This is a genomic window from Microcoleus sp. bin38.metabat.b11b12b14.051 (assembly GCF_013299165.1).
Classification (GTDB): Bacteria; Cyanobacteriota; Cyanobacteriia; order Cyanobacteriales; family Microcoleaceae; genus Microcoleus.
Window position 1 is genome coordinate 171,728 of record NZ_JAAFKD010000008.1, and the last position, 16,137, is coordinate 187,864.

General features: G+C 47.9%; 14 protein-coding genes. 10 read left to right on the forward strand and 4 right to left on the reverse strand.

Annotation, left to right across the window (positions count from 1 at the left end):
* The first annotated feature begins 185 nt into the window (after positions 1–185).
* Positions 186–953 carry a tetratricopeptide repeat protein gene (locus tag QZW47_RS11515; RefSeq protein ID WP_293127229.1) on the forward strand — a complete coding sequence of 256 codons (768 nt, stop codon included), beginning with the start codon at positions 186–188 and terminating at the stop codon, positions 951–953.
* A 182-nt stretch (positions 954–1,135) separates the two neighbouring features.
* On the opposite strand, the gene aroB is transcribed toward QZW47_RS11515, so the two are convergent.
* Entirely contained in the window at positions 1,136–2,230 is a 1,095-nt protein-coding gene (gene aroB, locus QZW47_RS11520; protein WP_293127231.1) for a 3-dehydroquinate synthase, read from the reverse strand.
* Between the two features lie 480 nt (positions 2,231–2,710).
* Between aroB and QZW47_RS11525 the strand changes: the two genes are divergently transcribed.
* The 5 genes from QZW47_RS11525 (at position 2,711) to QZW47_RS11545 (ending at position 7,053) form a co-directional block, all read left to right on the forward strand.
* Positions 2,711–2,812 carry a cytochrome b6-f complex subunit PetL gene (locus QZW47_RS11525; RefSeq protein ID WP_293127233.1) on the forward strand — a complete coding sequence of 34 codons (102 nt, stop codon included), beginning with the start codon at positions 2,711–2,713 and terminating at the stop codon, positions 2,810–2,812.
* 456 nt (positions 2,813–3,268) lie between these two features.
* Entirely contained in the window at positions 3,269–3,859 is a 591-nt protein-coding gene (locus tag QZW47_RS11530) for a chromophore lyase CpcT/CpeT (RefSeq protein ID WP_293127235.1), read from the forward strand.
* 116 nt (positions 3,860–3,975) lie between these two features.
* Complete coding sequence (locus tag QZW47_RS11535; protein WP_293127237.1) at positions 3,976–5,124, forward strand: NAD-dependent epimerase/dehydratase family protein; 1,149 nt, start codon at positions 3,976–3,978, stop codon at positions 5,122–5,124.
* Positions 5,125–5,438: 314 nt separating this feature from the next.
* Positions 5,439–5,792, forward strand: coding sequence for a hypothetical protein (locus QZW47_RS11540; protein WP_293127239.1), 354 nt, complete (start codon positions 5,439–5,441; stop codon positions 5,790–5,792).
* Positions 5,793–5,919: 127 nt separating this feature from the next.
* The gene (locus QZW47_RS11545; protein WP_293127241.1) at positions 5,920–7,053 is read left to right on the forward strand and encodes a glycosyltransferase; all 1,134 of its coding nucleotides are present in this window, start codon (positions 5,920–5,922) and stop codon (positions 7,051–7,053) included.
* On the opposite strand, the gene QZW47_RS11550 is transcribed toward QZW47_RS11545, so the two are convergent.
* On the reverse strand, positions 7,050–7,238 hold the full coding sequence (locus QZW47_RS11550) for a hypothetical protein (RefSeq protein ID WP_293127243.1): 189 nt from the start codon (positions 7,236–7,238) through the stop codon (positions 7,050–7,052). The genes QZW47_RS11545 and QZW47_RS11550 overlap by 4 nt on opposite strands.
* Before the next feature lie 489 nt (positions 7,239–7,727).
* On the opposite strand from QZW47_RS11550, the gene QZW47_RS11555 reads away from it, so the two are divergent.
* The 4 genes from QZW47_RS11555 (at position 7,728) to QZW47_RS11570 (ending at position 14,233) form a co-directional block, all read left to right on the forward strand.
* Positions 7,728–10,394 (forward strand): GAF domain-containing protein, encoded by a 2,667-nt coding sequence (locus tag QZW47_RS11555; RefSeq protein ID WP_293127326.1) that lies wholly within the window; start codon positions 7,728–7,730, stop codon positions 10,392–10,394.
* 276 nt (positions 10,395–10,670) lie between these two features.
* Complete coding sequence (locus tag QZW47_RS11560) at positions 10,671–11,813, forward strand: hybrid sensor histidine kinase/response regulator (protein ID WP_293127245.1); 1,143 nt, start codon at positions 10,671–10,673, stop codon at positions 11,811–11,813.
* A 393-nt stretch (positions 11,814–12,206) separates the two neighbouring features.
* Positions 12,207–13,052 carry a GUN4 domain-containing protein gene (locus tag QZW47_RS11565; protein ID WP_293127247.1) on the forward strand — a complete coding sequence of 282 codons (846 nt, stop codon included), beginning with the start codon at positions 12,207–12,209 and terminating at the stop codon, positions 13,050–13,052.
* Positions 13,053–13,642: 590 nt separating this feature from the next.
* Positions 13,643–14,233 carry a YdcF family protein gene (locus tag QZW47_RS11570; protein ID WP_293127249.1) on the forward strand — a complete coding sequence of 197 codons (591 nt, stop codon included), beginning with the start codon at positions 13,643–13,645 and terminating at the stop codon, positions 14,231–14,233.
* A 161-nt stretch (positions 14,234–14,394) separates the two neighbouring features.
* On the opposite strand, the gene QZW47_RS11575 is transcribed toward QZW47_RS11570, so the two are convergent.
* Both QZW47_RS11575 and QZW47_RS11580 read right to left on the reverse strand, forming a co-directional pair.
* Positions 14,395–15,033: a 1-acyl-sn-glycerol-3-phosphate acyltransferase gene (locus QZW47_RS11575; RefSeq protein WP_293127328.1), complete on the reverse strand. Its 639-nt coding sequence runs from the start codon at positions 15,031–15,033 to the stop codon at positions 14,395–14,397.
* Positions 15,034–15,170: 137 nt separating this feature from the next.
* Positions 15,171–16,127: a phosphate ABC transporter substrate-binding protein gene (locus QZW47_RS11580; protein ID WP_293127251.1), complete on the reverse strand. Its 957-nt coding sequence runs from the start codon at positions 16,125–16,127 to the stop codon at positions 15,171–15,173.
* Between the last annotated feature and the right edge of the window lie 10 nt (positions 16,128–16,137).

Here is a 16,137-nt window from a genome sequence, read left to right on the forward strand (position 1 = left end):
CCATTATGCGTACAGGACTGGGAGATTTGAAACGGTAACTGTCCCGTTGAAAGTGCAACACAACAGCACACCGAATTAACCAGTTCCAAGGCGGTAATGGAAAGATTCAACGCGGTTGAAACCGCCTGGTCGCTTCCCTAGGAAGGACTAAAGTCGCTGAGTTTCCCACTTACCGTATTTCTTTTATGAAAAACGATCGAGAGTTTCGCCTTTTCAAACCTTTTACCTGGATGGGCCCAAGCATTGTGGCGGCGGGAATATGGTATGTGGCTGTTGTCCAACCCGCACAAGCTGCATCGAGCACAGTGCAAAATTCGCCAAACTTGCAGTCGCAAAACTCGCAGCCACCGCGCCGAGGGCCCGCAGTGCCCGAAGTTATATCCTACGAGATGAAGGGAGACGATCTCAGGATTTGCAAGCAGCAAGGCAACTCCGAGAAAAAATGCGAAGTTGTAGGAAAAGGCTACACGGTGGGTTTGAGAACTGCTAACGACCTTTACGCCCAAGGAAATCTTGTCAATGCCGAAGCTTTGTACCGGCAATTAATCGCTCGCTATCCCAAACAAGGGGATATTTATTACAAGCTAGGAACTCTGCTCTCGGGGCAAGGTAAAATGAGCGATGCGATCGTCCAATTCCAAAAAGCAATTGAAGTCAACCCGAAACACGCCAAAGCTCACAACGATTTGGGCGTGGCGATGGCAAGTCAAGGAAAGTTGCCCGAAGCGATTGTGCTGTGGAGACAAGCTGTTAAAATTAATAGCCAATATCCCGATGCTTTAAATAATTTGGGAGTCGGTTTGTACCAGCAAGGAACCAAGGAAAACCAAGCAGAGGCAGTAGACAGCCTCAAAAAAGCGAAGGAGTTATTTCTCAAGCAGGGCAGAACTCAAGCGGCTACTAGAGTCGATCGAATTTTAGAAGAAATCAACTCCCAGTCGAGCGGCTCTTAAAATCATCCATAGCCGATAGATCAGAAATAAAAAAAGGTTTGTAGTGAGGACTTTAGTCCGCATTTTCTGAGGACTTTAGTCCTCACTACAAAACAACGATCGAACATTGACAGAAAAAACTGCTCGGGCGATCGGCATAAATCGACCTTGTGGAGCGGTGAAACACGCCCATAAACCTTAATTTAAAGCATTTCCTTCAAAACTCGTAAAATCACATCTCCGTCCACGCGATCGCTCACAGCAGCTTCGCCCAAACGCACCGGCAGCACAAAGCGCACCTTGCCATCCTGCACCTTCTTATCAAGTTGCAAAGTATTCAAGATTTCCTCAACATCGACACCTGCGGGCAACTTAGCAGGCAAACCCGCTTTTTCAATTAAAGCAGACTGGCGGCGATCGCACTCAGCATCCCACATTGAGAGCTCCACAGCCAAGCGGCTAGAAGCAGCCATCCCAATTGCCACACCTTCGCCGTGATTGATGACCTTGTAATTAGTCAAACTTTCTACAGCATGACCGATCGTGTGACCGTAATTCAAAATCGCCCGCAAACCCGACTCCTTCTCATCCTTGCTTACCACCTCAGCCTTAGCTTGACAAGATCGGCTCAAAATTTGGGCCAACAAATCCGCCTTCACGTAGCGCATTTGATCCAAACGCTTGCAATTCTCCAACTTCCCGAACAATTCAGCATCCCAAATCACCCCATACTTGATGACTTCCGCCATCGCCGAACGAAACTCGCGCGCCGGCAGAGTTTTGAGAACATCCGGGTCAATCAAAACCAAACGCGGCTGATGAAAAGCCCCGATCAAATTCTTCCCCGAAGGATGATTTACCCCCGTTTTGCCGCCAATAGAAGCATCAACCATCGCTAGCAGCGAAGTCGGAACCTGCACCACATTAATTCCGCGCAACCAAGTCGCAGCCGCAAAACCCGTCATATCGCCAACCACCCCGCCGCCCAAAGCCACCATTGTCGAGGAACGTTCCAAACGGTTAGCCAAAGCCGCATTGTAAATCTTCTGGATCGAATTTAAAGTTTTGTATTGTTCGCCCGGTGGTAAAATGCAGGTACTGACTTCCAGGCCGGCCGATTCGAGGGCTGCGGTGGCTCTTTCGCCGTAGTGCCGAAAAATCGACTGATTTGAGACCAAAAGAACTTTTTTGCCCAAACTTAGATCGCCCATCAGGGTGCCGAGCTCATCTAAGCCGCCCGATCGCACGCAAATATTGTAAGATTGTGGGCCCAAGTCAACTTTAATTATCGATTGCATATTTATCTAATTTAGATTATGGATTTTAGATTATAGTTCTTATAGGTCTTCTTATTGATTATTTTGGAGAAATTGCAGTCAGAAACCTCAGCCTAAACGCTTGAGGCTTGTAGAGAAATCTAACAGGCCGTTCTGACCAGCCTAAGACTTTCGAGGTCTACGTTTTTTGAGTCACGACACCGGGCGGATGCGAAGCTAGTCCCCTGCACTGTCATTTGTAGTTAAAAAGTCTTAAGGTCACTGAGACAGTGCTACAAGTCTAAAAAGCTTTTAAAACATTGGCGAAGCTAACTTTACCCCGCAAGGGGGCTCGAAACCGAGCAAAACACTATGCGTAAAGGGCTGCAAGATTTTAAACGGTAATTGTCCCGTTGAAAGTGCAACACAAAAGTACACAGAGTCAAGCAGTCCCAAGGCGGTAGTGATTCAAGAACAATGTAAAGCCGTCCTCAAAAGACGGAGTTTCAACCCATTTTTCTGATGACTCTTACGGGAACAATAGCTTATTTTGGAATTTTCGGCGGCATGGTCGGCTTGGCGACAGTGCTGATGTTTGGTTTACGGGCTGTCAAATTAATCTAACGCGGGCAATTCGACGCGGTTGGCAAAGGATTAAACCTGGAAAAAAGTACCGGCTCGGCGATCGCATTTGTGTAAAAAATCTGTAAGTTTACCTGTAGATTTAGGACGCAAATGCGATCGACCACCACCAAATAATCGCAGCTCATCATTAGACAAGATTGCAGAAGTCTTCGACAGATCCAGAAACCGCAGATATCAAGCAGATAAACACAGATAAACGCAGATGATTTCAGGCTAATTTCCGATTTTTGCAATCTTGTCTAGTCTTGCACTCACCATCTGCATTTCCTATAAAAAAAATTTATACTTTGGCAAAATCCCCAATACCAATTATTTAATCTAAAATATAAAATTTCAAATCGCAGATCCTGACTCTCGCGACGAAATCCCCATTTCCCCTAAAATAACTTCTACTCCCCCCAATCTAAAATCCAAAATCCAAAATCCAAAATTGATATGTCCCATTCCACCGATATTGTCACCCTCGCCCGCTGGATGGCGGCCGACTTCAGCAACCAAGCCCAAGCCTTTGAAAACCCGCCATTTTTTGCCCACATCCGCGTCTGCATGAGACCGTTACCTGTGGAACTTCTGGGCGGAATCAGCTTGTATTTAGAGCAAGCTTATGATATAGAACTGCACGTCCCGTACCGAGTCCGAGTTTTAAAATTAGTCCCAGCGGGCGATCGCATCGATATCGAAAATTATGCCATAGAAAACGAAGCAGAATTCTACGGCGCATCCCGCCAGCCCCAACGGCTGCCAGAAATCAAAACCGAACAACTCACACTCCTCCCAGGCTGCACCTTTTTTACGCACTGGACGGGTAACAGCTTCAAAGGGTCTGTCGAACCCGGAAAAGGCTGTGCCGTCGTCAGAAAAGGTAAAAAAACCTATCTAGACAGCGAATTTGAGATTGATGGTAACAAATTTATCAGTCACGATCGCGGGCGCGACCCAGAAACCGATGCCCACGTCTGGGGAGCTCAAGCCGGCCCCTTTGAATTCACCCGCAGGGCCAGTTTCGCCGACGAAATCCAGGTTTGACACAAAAAAACTGACGGCAGATTTAGCAAACAACACCCTAGATTAAAGGTTCACAATGCACCATAACCTGGTACATTAACCCAGTATTGGCAAGCAAGATTCACCGTTGTTGATTTATGAAAGTCCTGGTTATTGGTGGCGATGGCTATTGCGGTTGGGCAACCGCACTCTACCTTTCTAACAAAGGTCACGAAGTTGGCATCCTCGACAGCTTCGTGCGGCGGCACTGGGATCTGGAACTGTGCAGCGACACCCTCACTCCCATTGCACCGATTCAGCAACGACTCCAGCGATGGCAAGATTTAACGGGTAAGTCGATCGACTTGTTCGTCGGTGACATCACCAACTACGATTTTCTCAGCAAAAGCATGAGAAAATTTGCACCAGAGGCGATCGTCCATTTCGGCGAACAGCGTTCGGCACCCTTCTCGATGATCGATCGCGAACACGCAGTCCTTACCCAAGTCAATAACGTCGTCGGGACACTCAACCTGCTGTACGCCATCCGCGAAGACTTCCCCGACTGTCACCTAGTGAAACTCGGGACAATGGGCGAATACGGCACACCGAATATTGACATTGAAGAAGGCTATCTGACGATCGAACACAACGGCCGCAAAGATACACTACCCTATCCCAAACAACCGGGCAGTTTCTACCACCTGTCAAAAGTCCACGACTCCCACAACATCCATTTTGCTTGCAAAATCTGGGGTTTAAGGGCCACCGACTTAAATCAGGGCGTCGTCTACGGCGTACTCACAGAAGAAACCGGCATGGACGAACTGTTAATCAACCGTTTGGACTACGACGGAGTATTCGGTACAGCATTAAACAGATTTTGCATCCAAGCTGCGATCGGTCATCCCCTGACAGTTTACGGCACAGGCGGACAAACCCGCACCTTCCTTGACATTCGGGACACCGTGCGCTGCGTGGAATTAGCGATCGCCAACCCCGCCGCCGCCGGAGAATTCCGCGTCTTCAACCAATTCACCGAACAATTCAGCGTCGGCGACTTAGCCTCATTGGTGCAAAAAGCAGGCACGGCAATGGGATTAAAAGTAGAAATCAACCACCTGGAAAATCCCAGAGTCGAGAAAGAAGAACATTATTTCAATGCCAAAAATACGAGTTTGCTAGACCTCGGTTTGCAGCCGCATTATCTCTCAGATTCCCTGCTCGATTCCTTGTTGAATTTTGCTACAAAATATCAGCACCGCGTCGATAAAAATCAAATTTTGCCTAAGGTTTCTTGGCGTTAACAGTTGACAGTTGACAGCTTGCCCCGAGCGACTTGCCCCGAGCGAAGTCGAGGGGAGTCGAGGGGTTGACAGTTGACAGCGAAGTTTTTAGGCAGGGAATCTCAGTCCTAGCCTAAAAACAATCCACCTAAAGGTGAGAGCTTAAATCCTCTGTGTTTTGGTAAAATTAGGCAATATTTGTGGCAATCAAAGAGATTTGTATCTGCGATTTTTGGCAAACATATCCGTAGGGGCGAAGCATTGCGGTAATTAATACCTGGCGATCACGAATAAATTGTCTGCCGCAATGCTTCGCCCTTATTTGCAAAATTGAAATGCACCAAAGTCCTTACTGCAAAATAGAAAATATTCAATTGAGAAAAATCAAAACTAGAATTTTAATTCTGTTGCTTTTGGTAGTTATGCCGGGATTTTTAGCAAGTGCAGTTTGTGCTTATTATTTAATACCTGAATGGGCAACACTAACGGCGAGTTATCAAGATTACCGCCGTGTTAGCGAATCGCCTTCTGCTACGGAAAAGGAAATCTTAATCGCCAAAACTGCACAGGAAATTCACCGAATTAACTGCTTTGCTGAAGGTGTGGGATTGCTTTTAGGTGGAATAATTGTATCAATTGGCATTCAGGGAATTTGCATTTTACCCCAGAAATATATCGATAGTAATTAGTGCGGCGCAAATCAAAAAAATTGAAGTTGCCCGATTCATTTTGTGGAGTCAATCGAAAATATTCAATCCGACAATCGACTAACATTTGCCAAAGACTAGGATTATCAGTTCCCTAAGTTAACTTATTATGAAAATTGCTCTGTTCACTGAAACATTTTGGCCTAAAATAGACGGGATTGTGACGCGCCTGATTCACACTGTAGATCACTTGCAGCGATCGGGCGAACAAGTTCTGATTTTTTCTCCAGATTACGGAATTACAGAATACAAAGGTGCCCGAGTTTACGGTGTTGAGGGTTTACCTTTGCCGATGTACCCGGAATTGAAAATGGCACTGCCCAGTCCGGCGATCGGCCAACAATTACAGCAGTTTAAACCGGATATTATTCATGTTGTCAATCCCGCTATTTTGGGATTGGGCGGCATATATTACGGCAAAAAGTTCAATATTCCAATTTTGGCTTCTTACCACACGCATTTGCCGAAATACTTGCACCACTACGGTTTTGGAATGCTCGAACCTTTGCTGTGGGAATTGCTCAAAGGGGCGCACAATCAAGCCCAATTAAATCTGTGTACTTCTACAGCCATGGTGGAGGAGCTGAGAACTCACGGCATTGAGCGGGTAGACTTGTGGCAGCGGGGTGTAGATACGGAAATGTTTGTCCCCGAATTGGCGAGTCGAGAAATGCGATCGCGCCTTTCGGAAAATAACCCAGATAGCCCCTTATTGCTCTACGTCGGCCGCCTCGGTGCCGAAAAAGAAATTGAGTCGATCAAACCAGTCCTCGCCGCCATTCCCGGCGCCCGCCTCGCTCTTGTGGGAGACGGGCCGCACCGCCAAACCCTCGAACAATATTTCGCCGGCACTCCCACCAATTTTGTCGGCTACCTCAAGGGGCAAGAATTGGCTTCTGCTTACGCATCTGCTGATGCCTTCATTTTTCCCTCCCGCACCGAAACGCTAGGCTTAGTGCTCCTAGAAGCTATGGCTGCGGGGACGCCCGTAGTGGCGGCGCGCAGTGGCGGAATTCCCGATATTGTTACCGACGGCGTTAACGGCTATTTATTTGACCCAAACGACGAAGCCGGAGCTCTGACTGCCACCTTGCGCCTGTTTGCGAATCCCGAAGAACGGGAAACCCTGCGCCAAAATGCTCGCTCTGAAGCCGAACGTTGGGGGTGGGCTGCGGCCGCCTCGCAATTGCGGCGCTACTATCAATCGGTGGTTTTTGCCGAATCCATGTCTTCTGCTGCCTAAATCCTAAGCTGTCGCACCGGTGCGGGTACTGACAGGTCGATCGATTTTCCATTTTCGCTGGGAGATGGGATCGATGGTGACTGTCGCTTGCAGCCGAGATCGACAGTGGCATTTTTGGGAATGCTGGTATTGGGTTCGATCGCCCCAGCCTCAGGAAAATCCCGGGGACGGATGCCCTCAAACACCGATGAAATTTCTTGCTGCTGAGATTGTCATAGCTATCATGCTGTTGCGTTTACCATTAAACTATGAGTAGTCTTTGTCGTAATGCCTCGCGCGCAACAGCCATAGCGCCATTCACAGACCGGATACGGTCGCCTGGGAGCGCTAAAACAGTCATGCCGCGCAGCAGCCTCGGCACAGAGCGTTACATTCACCTACGGGGCGATCGATCGAAAGCCTGCGAGCTAATGTTCAGGCTGGCAGTTTTCCCAAATCAAGATCAGCTTTAACCGGTGAACCCTCATCAGTATCGAGGTTGTAAAAAATTGATCGAGCATATGTAATCAGAAAACTCAAGTAGCGCGCATCAAACAAAGAACTCGCGATTGACGATCATCGCGACTACCGAGTGCCGACACGCTAGCAAACAACAAACAAGAGTTTGCACCGCCGCAGCATCTAGCACCGATCGACCTGCGGGTCAGTCTAACCCTCTGAGAAAGCAGTTAATCATGACATTCTCCAATACTGGTAGCGTTCTGGCTACACTGACTCAAGTCAATTTTATGGGGGCATTGACCTCCCGTGTTAAGAGCCTGCCAGTTCCTGAATTAGTGTGCCTGCTCGACTTTATCACGGCTGAATTTCAGCAATTTATCCGGGCGATCGACCTGATTAACAATGAAGCACTCGAAACTCTTTTACAGCAACTGTTAGATGCCTTCACTGTCAAAATTGGTCAAATTCTACAAGCAGACCGGACAACAATTTTTTTGGTTGACTCCAGCAAAAATCAACTTTGGCACAAAACAGCCCACGCGCTCACGGGCGAAGATATAGAAGTTCGCTTACCGATGGATGCAGGCATTTTAGGCTACGTTGCAACTACTGGAAAATCGCTCAATATCTCCCAGGGTAGAGAACACGAGTATTTTAATTCCGAAGTAGACGAACCACCGGGCTACCAGATTGAGACCATCCTCTGTATGCCGATTTTTAGCAGCAAAAGCCAAAACGAACCCGTAGCGGTGGTGAGGCTGTTAAATAAAGCTGGCAATGTCCCCTTTACCGAGGAAGACGAACAACAGTTTCAGACTTTTGCCGATTCGATCGGGATTATCCTCGAAAGCTGTCAGTCTTTCTACGTCGTCGCCCGCAACCAGCGAGGGGTTGCCGCGCTGCTGAGAGCGACCACGACTTTGGGTCAAAGTCTTGACTTGGAAACAACTTTGCGCTCTGTCATGGATCAAGCTCGCGACTTGATGCAAGCCGATCGCAGCACGCTATTTTTATTAAATCGGGAAACCAACGAACTCTGGACAAAAGTCGCCAAGGCAGACGACAAAACGATGGTCGAAATCCGCATTCCTGCTAATAAGGGAATTGCCGGCTACGTCGCTTCGACTGGTCAACCCCTAAATATTACTGATGCTTACGACGATCCCCGCTTCGATCCCTCTACCGACAAAAAAACGGGATATCGCACTCGCACTGTCTTGTGTATGCCGGTGCATAACGCTAAAGGTGAGCTGATCGGGGTAACTCAGCTCATTAATAAGAATCAAGGCACTTTCACTGCTTCCGACGAAGAGTTTTTGCGAGCATTTAACTCCCAAGCGGGAATGGCGCTGCAAAATTCTCAACTGTTTCAAAACGTGATGGTGGAAAAGCAGTATCAAAAAGATATGCTGCAAAGTCTGTCAGATGCCGTGATTTCCACGGATTTGCAGGGGCGAATTGTCACAATTAACGAAGCGGCGCTGGAACTGTTGGGCTGTCCGGTAAATCAAGCCAAAAGCAAACACAATCCCGAGATTTGGGAAGCAAAATTGATCGATCGCTATGTTTGGGAAGTTGTGCCGATCGAAAATTTGCAATTTAGACTCGAAGACAGCCTCCACCATGCCGCCCGACATTACGTTCCCGAACAAAGTTTAACATTGGGACTGTTGGTGGAAAAAATGCCGGGTTCGCCAGCAGCAGAAACAAAACAAGAAGAAGAAGAAGAAAGTTATATTTTGGCCGTACCCGATGCCGCAGATGCGAATTTTTATTACGCTTGGGGCGAAAACCATGCCTGGACTGAAGAAGTAGCCTTGGCAGAATTAGCTAATTCTCAATCTCTATTTTCGCTGCGGAATACTGGCAGCTATCACCCTTATTGTCCGCTACCCATCCCCGCCTCTGCAATTAAAGTAATTGAACGCAGTTTGAATTTAACTGTCAACCCGCTGATCAATCCAGAAGGCGGCGTGCGCGGCGGCTTAGTCGTATTAGAAGACATCAGCCGCGAAAAGCGGATGAAAAATACCATGTACCGCTACATGACTCCCGGAGTCGTAGATAAAGTGATGGCCTTGGGCGAAGGCGCGCTGATGGTGGGCGAACGCAAAGAAGTTACTATTTTATTTTCAGATATTCGCGGCTATACCACCCTGACCGAAAATCTGGGGGCGTCGGAGGTGGTATCCCTGTTGAATGAGTATTTCGAGACGATGGTGGAAGCCGTTTTCCACTACGAAGGTATTTTAGACAAATTTATCGGCGATGCTTTAATGGCCGTCTTCGGCGCGCCGCTGCCGCTGAATCCTCCTGAAAGTCACGGTTGGATGGCGGTGCAGTCGGCTTTAGATATGCGGCGGCGCTTGAAAGAGTTTAATGACTCTCGCCCCGGAGAAGATCCGTTTCGCTTTGGCATTGGAATTAGTTCCGGAGAGGTGGTTTCGGGAAATATTGGTTCCCAAAAGCGGATGGATTACACGGTAATCGGCGATGCGGTGAATTTAAGTTCGCGGTTGGAACAGCTTACCAAAGAATATGGCTGCGATATTATTTTGAGCGAATTTACCTACAGTTTGTGCCGCGATCGCATTTGGGTGCGAGAGTTGGACAAAGTGCGAGTTAAGGGCAAAAACCAGCCGGTGGGCATTTATGAGTTGTTGCAAAATAGTTCCGAGCCCATGGACGGGGAAACAGTCAGGTTTTTGGAACTTTACAGCAACGGTCGGAATGCTTATATTGCTAAAAATTTCGAGAAAGCTATTAGTTGTTTTCAGGCGGCGATCGCGATGCGACCGGGCGATCGACCTGTAGAAGTTCACCTACAGCGCTCCCTTACCTATTTAGAAGTGCCTCCACCCGACGATTGGGACGGGGTGCATACTATGACTGCAAAGTAGTAGAATATAGCAGTTCTCAGAAAGATGAGGTATTCACAGGCTCGATCCCTCAATCCCTCAATCCCCCAATCTAAAATCTAAAATCTAAAATCTAAAATCAGAACCTGTACCTCACCTTTTTGAGACTCGGCTATATATCATATCCCTGTGCCAAAACATCAAAAATGGCATAATCTTTGATATATTCCTTATGACAGAGTTAACAAATCGAAAAATGTGAAAACATAAATCGAATGCCAATTTAAAGTTAGTATTTATTTTCAGACCCACAATTAAATGAACTATTTATCTGTTCCGAATGCCACAAAAGCCGATCGCATTCTGGTTGTAGATGACGCACCAGATAATGTTTTGTTGGTGCAGACAATCCTCGAAGAGGAAGGTTACGAAATTAGCACGGCCGAGAACGGCTTTTCGGCCCTGAGCCAAATCGACAAATCAACCCCCGATTTGGTACTGCTAGACGTAATGATGCCGGGAATGGACGGTTATGAAGTCACCCAGCGAATGCGCCAAAATAAGGAATTGCCGTTTATCCCGATTTTGCTGATCACAGCTCACGACAGCGCCAGCGTCGTCCAAGGACTAGACATGGGAGCAGACGATTTCATCCGCAAACCCGTGGAAATGGACGAACTGCTGGCGAGGGTGCGATCGCTCCTGCGCCTAAAACACAGCGTAGACGAGCGCAACTCGATCGCCCTCCAGCGCGAAGATTTTGTCTCCCGACTCGCTCACGACTTGCGGACGCCCCTCGTAGCAGCCGATCGAATGCTAACTTTAATGCAGCAGGGAGCTTTGGGAGAAATCTCGCTCCCCATGCGCGACGCTTTCGGGACGATGGTTCGCAGCAACAAAAATTTGATCGCCATGGTAAATATGCTGCTGGAAGTCTACCGCTACGAAGCAGGCCGCAAATCCCTCAGTTTCGCTCCCGTTGACTTGCGCCAGCTCATTCACGAAGTAGCTGAAGAACTCGCTCCCCTAGCCGATGCTAAACATTTGTCCATAAATTTAGACTTGACAGAAAGCGCAGAAAGTGCTCCGATTGCCAAGTATCCGGGCGATCGTCTGGAGCTGCACCGCTTACTGACAAATTTAATCGGAAATGCGATCAAATTCACCGACAGCGGCTCTATAGATGTCCGCTTAAAAGCTGCCAATTCACCCGCTTATACCAGCTTCAAAAACCAACCGCTGGCATGGGTAATTATTGAAATCCAAGACACCGGCGCCGGCATTTCTCCCACAGAACAAGCCAAGTTATTTGAAAGGTTTAGCTCGGGAACTCACAAGAAATCCAGCACAGGTTTAGGACTGCACCTCTGCCGCCAAATAGTCGAAGCTCACCGCGGCACGATCGAGGCCAAATCCGAGTTGGGTAAAGGCAGTTTGTTTACTATTCGCTTGCCTTGTTAGAATGCTGCCTCATCTCAAATCAGGTCATCAAAGTCAAAAAATAGGTTCGTAGTGAGGACTTTAGTCCTTATGAAAGAGCGGACTAAAGTTCTCACTACAAACCGGTCATCAAAGTCAAAAAATAGGTTCGTAGTGAGGACTTTAGTCCTTATGAAAGAGCGGACTAAAGTCCGCACTACAAACCTGTTTTACAGTGGTGGATAGATCACAGATGGGGATATCGGAATTAGATTTTATGTCGGTCGTCGAAATCAACTTTCCTGATGCGCCCTACCGCTGAATTTGGCTCGTAGGTCTGTAGATATGATAAATTCGTGAGTTCAAATTCGTAAAAAAGTGCTAAGCCAACCGTGTTGCATCATATAATTAGTTGGCAACCGAATTGATGGCAATATGTCAAACTGTCCAGTGTGCGGTGCCCAATACATAGAAGAAAAATTAGATTTTTGCTCGACTTGCGGCTGGGATTTGACGCCATACCCGCAGCGGGCTAAGCCTTCCAAAACTTATTTAAAACAAGAACAAGTTAGATTGCAGTGGGCAAAACAAATGTGGGAATCGGCCCGCCACCAACAAAATTTGTCAGCCAGATTTGACGAATTGCAACAGGAATTGCAGCAAGGCGCGATCGCCCGCACGTACCTGCAATCTCAGTTAGAATGGGTTCTGTACCGCCTCGAACAACTAAACCCGGAATTTATAACCACCACTCTACTGCGGTTGGACGAGAAAATCGCCGCCTTACCCGATACAACTCCGGCTATCTCGGAAGTGGGGATGGATTACCGACAACTGACAAAGCTGTTAGAAACCGGAAAATGGCGCAAAGCAGATGAACACACTTGGGAAATCATGCTGCAAATCGCCGTCAGGGAAGATGAAGGCTGGCTGAGTACCGCCGATATTGACAGCTTTCCTCCTACAGACCTTCGCACGATCGACCAACTTTGGCAACGCTACAGCAGCGGACGCTTCGGGTTGACCGTGCAGCAGCAGATTTGGGAAAGTACCGGCAGGCAATACACTGAATTGTGCGATCGAGTCGGCTGGCGAGTCAAGGAAAATTGGAAATATTACAGCGAGCTCTCATGGGGCGAAAATGCACCTCCAGGACACCTCCCCGTCACCGCATGGAGACAGCGCGCCTGTTATGGCGCCGGTAGACTCACCGCAGCCGAAAACTTTGCCCGCATCGCTGCGAAACTGGCAGGATCAGCGATCGCTGATCCTCCGAAATAAAAAATTCAAAATCGACATTAGCTGCTATAATCGAAACGGTTAAATAACTGGGGCTGTGGCTCAGATGGATAGAGCAAGCGCCTCCTGAAGAATCGGGCACCCTGCGAGGAAACTCTGGGAGTGAATGTGGTCAAACTCAAGGAAGCCTAAGTCTGATGGCAGATACGGTAATCTTGAGCCAAGCTTTATCTAAATTCTGTTTAGGTAAGGAAGGTGCAGAGACTGGCTTTAGGAAGTAAAAATCATCATACCTCCTAAACATACGGCCACCACCTAAAGGCTGCAAGCCCACGGTGAAGGAATAGTCCGGAGAGTGGGGAAACTCACACAAATCTGAAGCGCTAGGTCGCCGGTTCGAACCCGGCCAGTCCCGTTAAAAATCAAGAACAATTAAAAGCAGAAGGGTAAATCCTAAGTTTTGTCCTTCTGCTTTGCATATGCGTTAACCTGTATATTCAATCCAAAATCTAAAATCTAAAATCCGAGACCTTTCTTTAATTTTTAATTTTTAATTCCTGTTAGTGGGTTGTACGTGCGGTATTTTTTGTTATGGTTCCTGTGTCAAGTAAATAAATTTTTTATAGGTTTAGATGTGGTTAAGAATCAGTTTAAACAAGTTCCGTTACAAACGTTTGAAGGCTTCGCGCCCTTTTTGGTTCCTAGTAGGGCTTTTGATTGCCTGTTGGTTTGGCTTTGGGCAGCTTAAGAACGAATTTCAGAGACCCCAAGCTTTGTTGGTTCTGGGTGGGGCTACGGAGCGAGAGGTGTTTGCCGCCAAATTTGCTCGATCGCACCCTCAATTGCCAATTTGGGTGTCTTCTGGGAGCAATCCCGAGTTCGCAAAATGGGTATTTTCAGAAGCTGGAATTAAGTCCGATCGCCTGCACTTAGATTACAAAGCAGTGGATACGGTAACAAATTTTACCACTCTGGTAGATGAACTGAAAGAGCGAGGCATTGAGAGCGTGTATCTGATCACTTCTGACGATCATATGCGACGAGCTCAGATTATCGGTGAAATCGTGCTCGGCAGTCGAGGCATTAGTTTTAAGCCTCTGGCAGTTCCATCTGGGCGAACCCCCGAACCATTGCAAAAAGCTGTTCGCGATGGCGCTAGAGCTATTATGTGGCTGACTACCGGTTATACCGGTGCTGACTTCACCCAAGCCAGGATTGAATAGACAAGACAAAGATCAGACGACAGTTGAAACCACGGCTACAAAAACAAATTCCGCCGACGCGGAATGAAGAAAACAACGTAACCACGGAGGCGCGTGAGTGTTTGTGTAGGCGCGAATTCTATTCGCGCGGTGTTCAACTCCCGTCTTTTTCAAGCAGCAAATCAGCGGCCAAAATCGTGCATCGCATTAATCTCAGTTGCACATCTTTGAGTCAGCGCTTCCAACTCCTCGCGATTCGACGAACCGGGCGGCTCAATTAGCTTGCCGATTCGCACCGTTAGCGGCACGGGACGCGGCACAATCGAACCTTTCGATGCGATCGCATGAGTTCCCCACAAACTAACAGGTAACAGCGGCACTTTTGCCTTAGCAGCTATCAGCGCCGCACCTAATTTCGGGTCAGTAATTCGACCGTCTGGCGTCCTAGTTCCCTGCAAAAATACACCAGTCGCCCATCCATTTTCTAAAGACTGGATAGCCGAGCGAATTGCACTGCGATCGGCACTTTCTCGCTTGACTGGATAAGCGCCGTAAAGTGTAATTGCCTGTTTCAAAATAGGAACTTTAAATAGCTCTTCCTTCGCCATAAATGCCACTGGCCGCCTCATGGAACTAGATAAAATCGGCGGATCAAAATCGCTGGCGTGATTGCTGACTACCACAAATGGGTTTTCCGCTGGAACATTTTCTGCACCGTAGATGCGCCCCCGAAAGTAAAGGTGCAGCATCGGGCTGACAATTGACCACTTGAATAAATAGTAAAGAAGTAAACTTTCGACTGGTTCGCGACTTTTGCTCACGGAAAAACCTTTCATTCAGTTGACAGTTGACAGTTGACAGATGCGCGGGTGCGCGGGTGCGTCGCGATCGCATAACTTCAAATAGTCGCGAAAATTCCCCCACCGACGCACCCGAGTTTAGGGCTAACTCAGTATTGTTAATTTGCGGCCAACATCGCTTTTTTTCCTTCATCAGAAGTCGCGTAGCCCAAGAAATCCTTAACCGCTTGGCTGGGAGGATTTTTGTAGGCGTAGTACAACTGCCGCTGATAGCGATAATTGGGGGCATCCGGCGTCGCACCGTCTACGGGGACAACCCGCACCGTTTTCTGATTGACAACTTGAGCAAAAGTGGCATAGCCGATGCCGTTGTTGGCTAAAGCTTGCAGCAGGGGAGTTGTGGCATCTCGATCGAGCGTGGTAACATTCGGCCCGCTGCCAAAACTACCGCCTCCGAGCACTTGTTCTTTAAACGTTTGGTGAGTACCGCTAATTTCCGGTCTGTTAATGACTTTAATCAAGCCTGCTGGGCCGCCGACTTTCGACCAATCTTGAGCAGTTCCCTTGAAGATATCTTGAACTTGAGCCGAAGTTAAACCTCCTTGAAACGGGTTGCTAGTCCCAACTACGATCGCAATTCTATCTAAAGCAACTGGCACTGCTGCCAAACCCTTAGCTTGGTCTTCAGGCTTCAAAGGTGAGGATATCCCAGCAATATCGGCTGTTCCCGCCACCAAATCCTGAATTCCCTTTGCAGAACCATTTGCTTTTGCCTCGACTGTAGTGGCGGGAAACTTGGCTTGAAAGCCGTTCTTAAGGTTGAGATTGATTGTTACCATGCTGGTAGAACCGTCAATTCTCACCAACGTTCCCGCAGGTACCGAAGCGGGAAGAGCAAAGGAACTAGCAGCAACAGGCGATGCTGAGCCACCTGCGGGCGCGACGGGAAGCGGGCTGGAACTGCCACCTGCTGAGGGTGTTGGGGAAGTCGGAGAATTATTAGCATCCTGTTCCTGTGTAGCTGGTTTGTTCATAAAAAAGAACCAGCCACCACCCGCGAGCAAGAGAAATAACAGAATAAAAACTATGGGGGGAGGCCCGCTACTCTTAGCCATAAAATTCTCC